The sequence below is a fragment of the Streptomyces laurentii genome, from assembly GCF_040635425.1.
Taxonomy (GTDB): domain Bacteria; phylum Actinomycetota; class Actinomycetes; order Streptomycetales; family Streptomycetaceae; genus Streptomyces; species Streptomyces laurentii.
Window position 1 is genome coordinate 1 of the sequence record NZ_JBEYHT010000107.1, and the last position, 10,963, is coordinate 10,963.

At 71.7% G+C, this 10,963-nt stretch carries 10 protein-coding genes; 7 read left to right on the forward strand and 3 right to left on the reverse strand.

Translation table 11 applies throughout. The features are described 5' to 3' along the window. Positions 1 to 130: 130 nt before the first annotated feature. The 3 genes from idi to ABZ693_RS35380 form a co-directional block, all read right to left on the reverse strand. Positions 131 to 739, reverse strand: coding sequence for an isopentenyl-diphosphate Delta-isomerase (gene idi / locus ABZ693_RS35370; protein ID WP_359885599.1), 609 nt, complete (start codon positions 737 to 739; stop codon positions 131 to 133). Positions 740 to 880: 141 nt separating this feature from the next. After that, the gene (locus tag ABZ693_RS35375; protein ID WP_359885600.1) at positions 881 to 2,149 is read right to left on the reverse strand and encodes a bifunctional class I SAM-dependent methyltransferase/N-acetyltransferase; all 1,269 of its coding nucleotides are present in this window, start codon (positions 2,147 to 2,149) and stop codon (positions 881 to 883) included. Between the two features lie 269 nt (positions 2,150 to 2,418). After that, complete coding sequence (locus ABZ693_RS35380; protein WP_359885601.1) at positions 2,419 to 3,360, reverse strand: cation diffusion facilitator family transporter; 942 nt, start codon at positions 3,358 to 3,360, stop codon at positions 2,419 to 2,421. 419 nt (positions 3,361 to 3,779) lie between these two features. Between ABZ693_RS35380 and ABZ693_RS35385 the strand changes: the two genes are divergently transcribed. From ABZ693_RS35385 to ABZ693_RS35415, 7 genes are read left to right on the forward strand one after another with little or no spacing between them, the layout of a single operon-like run. After that, positions 3,780 to 5,642, forward strand: coding sequence for a DUF5941 domain-containing protein (locus ABZ693_RS35385; RefSeq protein WP_359885608.1), 1,863 nt, complete (start codon positions 3,780 to 3,782; stop codon positions 5,640 to 5,642). Next, positions 5,639 to 6,388: a phosphocholine cytidylyltransferase family protein gene (locus ABZ693_RS35390; RefSeq protein WP_359885602.1), complete on the forward strand. Its 750-nt coding sequence runs from the start codon at positions 5,639 to 5,641 to the stop codon at positions 6,386 to 6,388. The genes ABZ693_RS35385 and ABZ693_RS35390 overlap by 4 nt, the downstream gene beginning before the upstream one ends. Next, on the forward strand, positions 6,376 to 7,437 hold the full coding sequence (locus ABZ693_RS35395; RefSeq protein WP_359885603.1) for an iron-containing alcohol dehydrogenase family protein: 1,062 nt from the start codon (positions 6,376 to 6,378) through the stop codon (positions 7,435 to 7,437). The genes ABZ693_RS35390 and ABZ693_RS35395 overlap by 13 nt, the downstream gene beginning before the upstream one ends. Next, the gene (locus ABZ693_RS35400) at positions 7,415 to 8,194 is read left to right on the forward strand and encodes a CDP-alcohol phosphatidyltransferase family protein (protein ID WP_359885604.1); all 780 of its coding nucleotides are present in this window, start codon (positions 7,415 to 7,417) and stop codon (positions 8,192 to 8,194) included. Before ABZ693_RS35395 ends, ABZ693_RS35400 begins: the two co-directional genes overlap by 23 nt. Positions 8,195 to 8,205: 11 nt before the next feature. Continuing rightward, on the forward strand, positions 8,206 to 9,090 hold the full coding sequence (locus ABZ693_RS35405; protein WP_359885605.1) for a glycosyltransferase family 2 protein: 885 nt from the start codon (positions 8,206 to 8,208) through the stop codon (positions 9,088 to 9,090). Between the two features lie 52 nt (positions 9,091 to 9,142). Next, positions 9,143 to 10,072, forward strand: coding sequence for an ABC transporter permease (locus ABZ693_RS35410; RefSeq protein ID WP_359885606.1), 930 nt, complete (start codon positions 9,143 to 9,145; stop codon positions 10,070 to 10,072). Beyond that, a complete protein-coding gene (locus tag ABZ693_RS35415; protein WP_359885607.1) occupies positions 10,065 to 10,850 on the forward strand; it encodes an ABC transporter ATP-binding protein in 786 nt (261 codons plus the stop codon). The genes ABZ693_RS35410 and ABZ693_RS35415 overlap by 8 nt, the downstream gene beginning before the upstream one ends. Positions 10,851 to 10,963: the final 113 nt, after the last annotated feature.

Below are 10,963 nucleotides of genomic sequence, written 5' to 3' on the forward strand. Positions count from 1 at the left end.
CTAAGGAAGTGGTGTCGGAGGCGGCTCGGCGCCGTAGAAAGCCCAGCAAGGCGGGTGTCGTCCTCTCCGAGCGGCTCTACATCGAGACGGCCTCGCCTCGACGCCGCCCGGAAGGCCGGGCCCGTCCGGGTCACCAGCCCCCGGACTGCCCCGTCAGCTCCTTGATCGCCGGACGCGCCGCGTCCAGCACCGTCATGAACCAGGCGGAGAACGGTACGGCCGCGTGCCGCTCCGCGAGCTCGTCCGCCGTCACGAAGGCGGTCTCGCCGATCTCCTCCGGGTCCGGCAGCGGAGTCGCCTGCACCAGGCCGACGAAGAGGTGGTTGAACTCCTGCTCCACCAGGCCCGAGGCCGGGTCCGGGTGGTTGTAGCGGACCGTCCCCGCCTCCGCGAGCAGCGACGGCGAGACGCCCAGCTCCTCGTAGGTGCGCCGGGCCGCCGCCGCGAACGGCGCCTCGCCCGGGTAGGGGTGGCCGCAGCAGGTGTTCGACCACACACCGGGGGAGTGGTACTTCCCGAGCGCCCGGCGCTGGAGCAGCAGCCGTCCGGCCTCGTCGAAGAGGAAGACGGAGAAGGCGCGGTGCAACTGCCCCGGCGCCTGGTGCGCGGCGAGCTTCTCCGCCGTACCGATCGTGACGCCGTCCTCGTCGACCAGTTCGAGCATGATCGGCTCCTCGGCCGAGACCGGCCCGAGGCCGCTCGGCGAACTGTGAGCCAGGGTGACTGGTGTGGTCGGCATACCCATCCTTCGCTTTGGTCCTCGCCCTGGGGGCAAGCTCAGTCTGCCGTACAAAACCGGCTTGTCCGCACTTCGGCGGCCGGACATGGCCGCTCCCGCCACCCCGGAGTACGCCCCGGAACGGTGGGAGCGGGCCGGCGCTCAGACCCCGAAAGCCGCGGGATACCAGATCGTGCCCCCGGCGACGGCTCCGGAACCGTCCAGATCCAGGGCCATCATCGCTTCGTCCGGAACAGCGAAGGCTGGCCGGATCCTGTACACGGACGCTTGTACGAATCCGAAGCGCGGGTAGTACGCGGGGTGGCCGAGTACGAGGACCAGCCGCTCCCCGCTCAGCCGCGCCGCGTCCAAGGCGGCCCGGATGACGGCCTGACCGGCGCCCGTGCGCTGGTAGGCGGGGGCCACCGCGACCGGCGCGAGCGCCGCCGCCGGGACGCCGTCCACCCGGCAGCGGGTGAGCAGGGCGTACGCGGCGACCGTGCCGTCCGGCGCCTCCGCCACGCGGCCGAGCCCCGGCAGCCAGGCCTCCTCGTCGGCGCGCAGCGCGTCCACGATCCCCGCCTCGGCCGGGGTCTCGAAGGCCGCCGTGAGGATCTCGCGTACGACGGGATGATCGGCGGCCGTCTCCGCGCGGGTCCGCCAGCGCGGGTCCGCCGGGCGCAGCACGAAGCCGGTGTAGCCGTAGTCGCCGCCGTGCTCCCGGCGCAGGGTGATCTCGGCGCGGGCCGCGGCGACCGCCTCGGTCATGCCGGGCACGGAGGTGTCCATCGTGTCGGCCCGCTCGCCGAGCGGTGCGAGGTACGCGTCCCAGTCGCTCTCCGGCTGCGGGACGACGCCGAGGACGTGGTAGCCGGCCGTGACGGCCGCCGCCGTGTTCGCGGCGACGGTCCGCAGCGGGTAGTGCGGATCCCAGAAGGCCCGGGCCCCGGCGGACGGTTCCTCGGTGGTCCACCCGCACTCGGTGACCACGAGGGTGCCGCCGGGGGAGAGGAGCCGGCGCCATTCGGCGAGCGCCCGGTCGAAGCCGAGGGCGAAGACCGCGCTCTCGGCCCAGACCAGGTCGAAGGAGGCGTCGGGCAGGTCGAGCGCGCCCATGTCGGCCCGTACGGTACGGATCCGGTGGCCGAGCCCCTGCGCGGCGGCGGCCGCCCGCAGCTCGTCCAGGAACGGTTCGTGCAGGTCGACGGCGGTCACCTCGGCGCCCGCCGCGGCCAGCAGCAGCGAGGAGCGGCCCGGGCCGCAGCCGAGGTCGAGCACGCGCGGCCGCTCGGGCAGCGGGCCCGCCGCTTCGAGCATGCGTCGGGTGGTGGCGTCGGAGCCGGGGGCCTGCCGCGGCAGGCCGTGGTGCAGGGTGAAGAAAGCGTCACGCGGGACGCTCGGGTCGTGCTGGGTGCTGTCGTGATCGGACAACGTGGGAAACCCCTTGTCAGGAGGGGCCCCGGCCGTGCGGGGACACCCCGGGCATCCGGAAGGGTTCCGGGAAGGGGCCCAGGGGCGTCTCTCGGACGAGATCAGGCAGGCCGGTGACCCGAAGGAAGCGAAAGGTCGGACCGTGTGGCGCCCCTGCGGGCGTCCTCCACCGCGGCGGTCATCAACCTCAGCCCCTCTCCCTGCCGATGTCCTGTGACGTCGATACGCAACCGTACGACGTGGTGGCACAGGCTAGCAGCATCGGCCGGTCACAGGCAGAGCCTGGCCTCGTGCGCGGCGTGACCGGCCGGCTCCAGCTGGAAGGTGCAGTGCTCGACGTCGAAGTGCGCGCCGAGGCAGCCCTGGAGCGCGTGCAGCATCTGCTCGTGGCCGACGGTGTCCAGCGTCTCCTGGGTCACCACCACGTGCGCGGACAGCACCGGCAGGCCCGAGGTGATCGTCCAGGCGTGCAAGTCGTGGACGTCCTCGACGCCCGGCAGGGCCACGATGTGCGCCCGGACCTCCGCCATGTCGACACCCTTGGGGGCCGACTCCAGGAGCACGTCCAGCGTCTCCCGCAGCAGTTTCACCGTGCGCGGCACGATCATCAGGCCGATCACGAGCGAGGCGATCGGGTCCGCGTACTGCCAGCCGGTGAGCAGGATGACGCCCGCGGCGACCAGCACCGTCACCGAGCCGAGCGCGTCGGCGAGGACCTCCAGGTAGGCGCCGCGCACGTTCAGGCTGTCCTTCTGCCCGCGCATCAGCAGGGACAGCGAGACGATGTTGGCGACCAGGCCGACCACGGCGAAGACGATGGTGGGTCCGCCCTTGGTCTCGGCCGGTTCGAGGAACCGCTCGATCGCCTCGAAGAGGACGTAACCGCCGACGCCGAGCAGCAGCAGACAGTTGGCGAGCGCGGCCAGGATCTCGGCCCGCGCGTAGCCGAAGGTGCGGTTGCCGCTCGGCGGCCGGTTGGCGAAGTGGATGGCGAGCAGCGCCATCCCGAGGCCGAGGGCGTCGGTCGCCATGTGGGCCGCGTCCGCGATCAGCGCGAGCGAGTCGGCGAGCAGGCCGCCGACGATCTCCACCACCATGACGGAGAGCGTGATGCCGAGCGCGATGCGCAGTCGGTTCCGGTAGGCGGCGGCCGCGGTGCCGGTCGGCGGCGGGCCGCCGTGGCTGTGTCCGTGGTCGTGTCCAGCCCCCATGGCGAGGCCTCCCGATCGTGTCGTCGTCCGGTGCTCCGATTCGCCAGTGAACTACGGGTGGGGGGTATGTGCAACACGGTACTGAACACCGTTGTCATATGCTCTGACCTGCGGGGATACGATTCGAGTCGTCATGTGGCCGATCATCGTCGCCGGGGCGGACGGCCGCGCGCGCGGACCCGGTTTTTGTGACCCGGACGGTTGATCACCCATGATGTGGGCAGCGGGGTCGGCTCACCTGTTCGACGGTGGGGCGGCCGTGCGGAGGCGGTACCGCGAAACCTCGGTGAATTCGCGCTTCCGTCATCCGATAGCCTCAGCCGACGTGCCGCCGCCCGGCACCGGGCCGGATTGCCGAGCCCGGCGTCGTGTCGTGGGTTCCACCGGCCCGTCCGTCAGCTCCAAGGAGTGAGTTCGCCCTGTCGACCGCCATCCTCACCGGCCCGCCGGTACCCGGATCGTCGCTCGACGCCGATCTGCGGTCCCTCGGCTTCGACGTCGAGATCGCGTCCGGTCCCCACGAGACGGGCACGCTGCTCGCCCGGGTACCCGCCGATGAGCGGGTCGCCCTGGTGGACCCCCGCTTCGTCGGCCACACCCACGCGCTGCGGCTCGCCCTGACCGACCCCCGCTTCCCGGCCGCCACCGCGCCCGGCGCGCTCACCGCGCAGCCCGAGGCCCGGCCGGCCCTGACCCGCGCCCTGGCCGCGGCCGAGCGGACCGCGCCGGCCGCCCCCGTCGCGTACGGCACCGCGCCCGGCGGCGCCCCGGCCGCCGCCCGGGAGACCGCCGGCAGCCTGCCCGACTCCGTCGCCGACGCGCTCGACGCCGACGGCACCGCCGTCCACCGTCCGCAGCTCGGCACCCTCGTCGCCGCCGTGCCCACGACTCCCGCGGCCCGCCACGAGGCGCGCGCCGCCGTCGAGGCCGTCGACGACGAGGCCGTACGGCTGCGCTCCGCGGTCAAGGCCCACGACGGCTTCTTCACGACCTTCTTCATCAGCCCGTACTCGCGCTACATCGCCCGCTGGTGCGCGCGCCGCGGCCTGACCCCGAACCAGGTCACCACCGCCTCGCTGCTCACCGCGCTGATCGCGGCCGGCTGCGCCGCCACCGGCGAGCGCGCAGGCTTCGTCGCCGCCGGTGTGCTGCTGCTGGTCTCCTTCGTCCTCGACTGCACGGACGGGCAGCTCGCCCGCTACGCGCTCAAGTACTCGACGATGGGCGCCTGGCTCGACGCCACCTTCGACCGCGCCAAGGAGTACGCCTTCTACGCCGGTCTCGCGCTCGGCGCCGCCCGCGGCGGCGACGACGTGTGGGCCCTCGCGCTCGGCGCCATGGTCCTGATGACCTGCCGCCACGTCGTGGACTTCGCCTTCAACGAGGCGAACACGAACGACGCCGCGAGCGCGGGCAGCACCGCCAAGACCAGCCTGGGCGTGTCCAGCCGGCTCGACAGCGTCGGCTGGACGGTCTGGGCCCGGCGCATGATCATCCTGCCGATCGGCGAGCGCTGGGCGATGATCGCCGTCCTCACCGCCGTCACCAGCCCCCGGATCGTCTTCTGGGCGCTGATCATCGGCTGCGCCTTCGGCGCCTGCTACACCACCGCCGGCCGGCTGCTGCGCTCGCTGGGCCGCAAGGCCCCGCGCACCGACCGGGCCGCCCGCGCCCTCGCCGACCTCGCCGACTCCGGCCCGCTCGCCTCGGGCGTCGCCCGGATGTTCCGCCGCGGCCGGGCCAAGGGACTCGTCGCCCCGCTGTTCGCCCTGATCGGCGCGGCCTGCGTGCTCGTGTGCGCCGCCGTGACCGGTCCCGGCTGGGCCACGGTGTGCGCCGCCGTCGCGTACGTCCTCCTGGCCGGGCAGGCCGTCGCCGCCCCGCTCAAGGGCACGCTCGACTGGCTCGTCCCGCCGGTCTTCCGGGCCGCCGAGTACGGCACGATCCTCGTCCTGGCCGCCAGGTCCGACGCCGCCCAGGCCCTTCCGGCCGCATTCGGGCTGGTCGCGGCGGTCGCCTACCATCACTACGACACGGTGTACCGCATTCGCGGCAACGCCGGCGCACCGCCCGCCTGGCTGGTGCGGGTCCTCGGCGGCCACGAGGGACGCACGCTCGTGGTGACCGCCCTCGCCGCCCTGCTGGCGAACCGTGGCAATGACCTCACCACGGCCCTGACCGTTCTCGCGGTCGCCGTGGGTCTCGTGGCGCTCGTGGAGTCGATCCGTTTCTGGGTCTCCTCCGGGGCGCCCGCCGTACACGACGAAGGAGAGACAGCATGATTGGCCTCGTACTGGCAGCCGGTGCCGGACGGCGTCTGCGCCCCTACACCGACACCCTTCCGAAGGCCCTCGTGCCCGTGGACCCGGCCGGCGACGGCTCGCTGACGGTCCTCGACCTCACGCTGAAGAACTTCGCCGAGGTCGGCCTCGAAGAGGTCGCGATCGTCGTCGGCTACCGCAAGGAGGCCGTGTACGCGCGCAAGGAGCAGCTGGAGTCGAAGTACGGCCTCAAGCTGACCCTCGTCGACAACGACAAGGCCGAGGAGTGGAACAACGCCTACTCCCTGTGGTGCGCCCGTGAGGTCCTGAAGCAGGGCGTCATCCTCGCCAACGGCGACACCGTGCACCCGGTCTCCGTCGAGAAGACCCTGCTCGCCGCGCGCGGCGAGGGCCGGAAGATCATCCTCGCCCTCGACACGGTGAAGAACCTCGCCGACGAGGAGATGAAGGTCGTCACCGCCGACGGCAAGGGCGTCCAGAAGATCACCAAGCTGATGGACCCGGCCGACGCGACCGGCGAGTACATCGGTGTCACCCTCATCGAGGCCGAGGCCGCCGAGGAGCTGGCCGACGCCCTGAAGACCACCTTCGAGCGCGACCCCGACCTGTACTACGAGGACGGCTACCAGGAGCTGGTCAACCGCGGCTTCACCGTCGACGTGGCCCCCATCGGCGACGTCAAGTGGGTCGAGATCGACAACCACGACGACCTCGCGAAGGGCCGGGACATCGCGTGCCAGTACTGACCCGGCTCATTCCGTCGCCGGTCGTCGTCGACATCCGCGGAGGGGCGCTGGACGACCTGTCCGCGCTCCTCGCGGACCAGCGGATCTCCAGCAACGGGCGGATCGCGGTCGCCATCAGCAGCGGCTCCGGCCTGAAGCTGCGTGACCGCTTCGCCCCCGAGCTGCCGAGCGCCGACTGGTACCCGGTCTCCGGCGGCACCATCGACGCGGCCGTCAAGCTCGCCGACGCCATGCGCGGCAAGCGGTACGACGCGGTCGTGGCGCTCGGCGGCGGCAAGATCATCGACGTGACCAAGTACGCGGCGGCCCGGGTCGGACTGCCGCTGGTGGCCATCGCGACCAACCTGTCGCACGACGGGATCTGCTCGCCGATCTCCACGCTGGACAACGACAACGGGCGCGGCTCCTACGGGGTGCCCACCCCGATCGCGCTGGTCATCGACCTCGACGTGATCCGGGACGCCCCGGCGCGCTTCGTCCGCTCCGGCATCGGTGACGCCATCTCCAACCTCTCCGCCATCGCGGACTGGGAGCTGTCCCACCGCGAGACCGGCGAGAAGGTCGACGGTCTGGCCGCCGCCATGGCCCGCAGCGCGGGCGAGGCGGTGCTCCGGCACCCCGGCGGCGTCGGCGAGGACGACTTCCTCGTCACCCTCTCCGAGGGCCTGGTGATGTCCGGCATCGCCATGTCGATCAGTGGCGACAGCCGCCCCTCCTCGGGCGCCTGCCACGAGATCAGCCACGCCTTCGACCTGCTGTACCCGACGCGTGCCGCCAGCCACGGCGAGCAGTGCGGCCTCGGTGCCGCCTTCGCCATGCACCTGCGCGGGGCCCGCGACGAGTCCGCGAAGATGGTCGCCACCCTGCGCCGGCACGGCCTGCCCGTGGTCGCGGAGGAGATGGGCTTCACCGTGGACGAGTTCGTCCGCGCCGTGGAGTTCGCCCCGCAGACCCGCCCCGGGCGCTACACCATCCTCGAACACCTCGACCTGTCCGCCGACGAGATCAGGGACGCATACGCCGACTATGCACAAACCATCGGTAGCTGAGCTGCGTCCGGTCGTCCACCCCCCGGGTGTGAAGGACCGGCGCAGCGGCGAACACTGGGGCGGCCGCCTCTACATGCGGGAGATCTCGATACGGATCACCCGGCAGCTGGCGAACACCCGTGTGACCCCGAACCAGCTGACGTACCTGATGACCATCGCCGGCGTGCTCGCCGCTCCGGCGCTGCTCCTCCCGGGCGTCTGGGGCGCGGTCCTCGGTGTCGTCGCCGTCCAGCTCTACCTGCTGCTCGACTGTGTCGACGGCGAGCTGGCCCGCTGGAAGAAGCAGTTCTCGCTGGGTGGTGTCTACCTCGACCGGGTCGGCGCCTACCTGTGCGACGCCGCCGTCCTGGTCGGCTTCGGCCTGCGCGCCGCCGACCTGTGGGGCGGCGGCCGGATCGACTGGCTGTGGGCCTTCCTCGGCACCCTCGCCGCGCTCGGCGCCATCCTGATCAAGGCGGAGACCGACCTCGTCGGCGTCGCCCGGCACCAGGGCGGACTGCCGCCGGTCAAGGAGTCGGCCGCCGAGCCGCGCTCCTCGGGTGTGGCGCTGGCCCGCCGGGCCGCCGCCGCGTTCAAGTTCCACCGGCTGATCCTCGGCATCGAGGCGTCGCTGCTGATCCTCGTCCTCGCGATCGTGGACCAGCTCCGGGGCGACCTGTACTTCACCCGGCTCGGGGTCGCCGTACTGGCCGGCATCGCGCTGCTCCAGACCGTGCTGCACCTGGTGTCGATCCTCGCGTCCAGCAGGCTCAAGTGAGGACCGGCACCATGACCCGACCGATGAAGCTGGGCGCCGTCGTCATCACCATGGGCAACCGCCCCGACGACCTGCGCGCCCTGCTCGACTCCGTCGCCCGGCAGGAGGGCGACCCCATCGAGGTCGTCGTGGTCGGCCAGGGGGTCGAGATCCCCGGGCTGCCCGCGGGCGTCCGCTCGATCACCCTGCCGGAGAACCTCGGCATCCCCGGCGGCCGCAACGTCGGCATCGAGGCGTTCGGCCCCGGCGGCACCGACGTCGACGCCTTGCTCTTCCTGGACGACGACGGGCTGCTCGCCAACACCGACACCGGCGAGCTGATCCGCCAAGCGTTCACCGCGGACCCGAAGCTGGGCATCGTCAGCTTCCGGATCGCGGACCCGGAGACCGGGATCACCCAGCGCCGGCACGTGCCGCGGCTGCGCGCCTCGGACCCGATGCGCTCGTCGCGGGTGACCACCTTCCTGGGCGGCGCCAACGCGGTGCGCACCAAGGTGTTCGCCGAAGTCGGCGGTCTGCCCGACGCGTTCTTCTACGCGCACGAGGAGACCGATCTCGCCTGGCGGGCGCTCGACGCCGGATGGATGATCGACTACCGTTCCGACATGGTGCTGCTGCACCCCACCACCCCGCCGTCCCGGCACGCGACGTACCACTTCAACGTGGCCCGCAACCGCGTGTGGCTGGCCCGTCGCAACCTTCCCGCACTCCTCGTGCCGGTCTATCTCGGCGTCTGGCTGCTCCTCACGCTGGCCCGGCGGCCCTCCGTTCCCGCCCTCAAGGCCTGGTTCGGCGGCTTCCGGGCGGGCTGGAAGGTCCCCTGCGGTCCGCGACGTCCCATGGGGTGGCGTACGGTGTGGCGGCTGACCCGGATGGGACGCCCACCGGTCGTCTGACATCGTGGTACCCGACTTTGCCGCGCATCTTGAACACGAAAGTTTTCGACTTGTGAGTGACACAACCCAGGACGGTGGGGTCGCGACGAGCGCCCGGCCGTCCGTCGACTCCGGCCTGAGTCCGGCCGAACTGGCCGCGAAGCACGGTCTCACGGTCAGCGGTGCCCGGCCGGGCCTCGGGGAGTACGTCCGCCAGCTGTGGGGCCGGCGCCACTTCATCCTGGCCTTTTCCCAGGCGAAGCTCACCGCCCAGTACAGCCAGGCGAAGCTCGGCCAGCTGTGGCAGGTGGTGACCCCGCTGCTGAACGCGGGCGTCTACTACCTGGTCTTCGGCGTGATCATCGGCGCGGACCGCGGTATGTCGCATTCCGTGTACATCCCGTTCCTCGTGACCGGTGTGTTCGTGTTCACCTTCACGCAGAGTTCGGTGATGGCGGGCGTCCGGGCGATCTCCGGCAACCTCGGTCTGGTCCGGGCCCTGCACTTCCCGCGCGCCTCGCTGCCGATCTCCTTCGCGCTCCAGCAGCTCCAGCAGTTGCTGTTCTCGATGATCGTGCTGGCCGGCGTCGCGGTCGCCTTCGGCAGCTACCCCTCGCTCAGCTGGGTGCTGCTGGTTCCCGCGCTGCTGCTGCAGTTCGTCTTCAACGCGGGCCTGGCGATGGTCGTGGCGCGGATGGGTGCCAAGACCCCCGACCTCGCCCAGCTGATGCCGTTCATCATGCGTACCTGGATGTACGCGTCCGGCGTCATGTTCTCCATCCCGGTGATGCTGAAGGACAAGCCGGGCTGGATCGCCAACCTGCTGCAGTACAACCCGGCCGCGATCCACATGGACCTGATCCGCTTCGCGCTGATCGACGGGTACGGCGGCTCCAACCTGCCCCCGCACGTCTGGCTGGTCGCCCTGGCCTGGTCGCTGGTCATCGGCGTGGGCGGCTTCGTCTACTTCTGGAAGGCCGAGGAGAGGTACGGCCGTGGCTGACACGAACCAGGACCGGGTGCCCACGGTCATCGCGGACGACGTCCACATCGTCTACCGGGTCAACGGCGGCGCGGGCGGCAAGGGCAGCGCCACCGCCGCCCTCAGCCGGATCCTCAAGGGCCGCAAGGGCGAGAAGGAACGCGGCGTCCGCAAGGTGCACGCCGTACGCGGTGTCTCCTTCACCGCGTACCGCGGCGAGGCCATCGGCCTCATCGGCACCAACGGCTCCGGCAAGTCCACCCTGCTGCGCGCCATCGCCGGCCTGCTGCCCACCGAGCACGGCAAGGTCTACACCGACGGCCAGCCCTCGCTGCTGGGTGTCAACGCGGCGCTGATGAGCGACCTGACCGGTGAGCGCAACGTGATCCTCGGCGGCCTGGCCATGGGCATGAGCCGCGAGGAGATCAAGAGCCGATATCAGGACATCGTCGACTTCTCCGGAATCAACGAGAAGGGCGACTTCATCTCGCTGCCGATGCGGACCTATTCGTCCGGCATGGGTGCCCGGCTCCGCTTCGCCATCGCGGCCGCCAAGCAGCACGACGTCCTCATGATCGACGAGGCGCTGGCGACCGGTGACCGCAAGTTCCAGATCCGCTCCGAGGAGCGCATCCGCGAACTGCGCAAGGAGGCCGGCACGGTCTTCCTGGTCAGTCACAGCAACAAGTCGATCCGGGACACCTGTGACCGGGTGCTCTGGCTGGAGAGGGGCGAGCTCCTGATGGACGGCCCGACCGACGAGGTCATCAAGGCCTACGAGCGTGAGACAGGCAAGTAGTCCCCGACGGGCATGCCGGCTCCCCGCCTTCGACCGCCCCCGCCGCGTTCCGCCGACGGGGGGGTCGCCGTGCGGGCCCTCCCCCCCGGGGGGGGGGGGGCGCCCGCTACCCC

Coding starts and splice junctions, on each gene's coding strand:
- idi (WP_359885599.1), bottom strand. CDS start 739: ATGCCGACCACACCAGTCACCCTGGCTCACAGTTCGCCGAGCGGCCTC.
- ABZ693_RS35380 (WP_359885601.1), bottom strand. CDS start 3,360: ATGGGGGCTGGACACGACCACGGACACAGCCACGGCGGCCCGCCGCCG.
- ABZ693_RS35390 (WP_359885602.1), top strand. CDS start 5,639: ATGATTGGCCTCGTACTGGCAGCCGGTGCCGGACGGCGTCTGCGCCCC.
- ABZ693_RS35400 (WP_359885604.1), top strand. CDS start 7,415: ATGCACAAACCATCGGTAGCTGAGCTGCGTCCGGTCGTCCACCCCCCG.
- ABZ693_RS35405 (WP_359885605.1), top strand. CDS start 8,206: ATGACCCGACCGATGAAGCTGGGCGCCGTCGTCATCACCATGGGCAAC.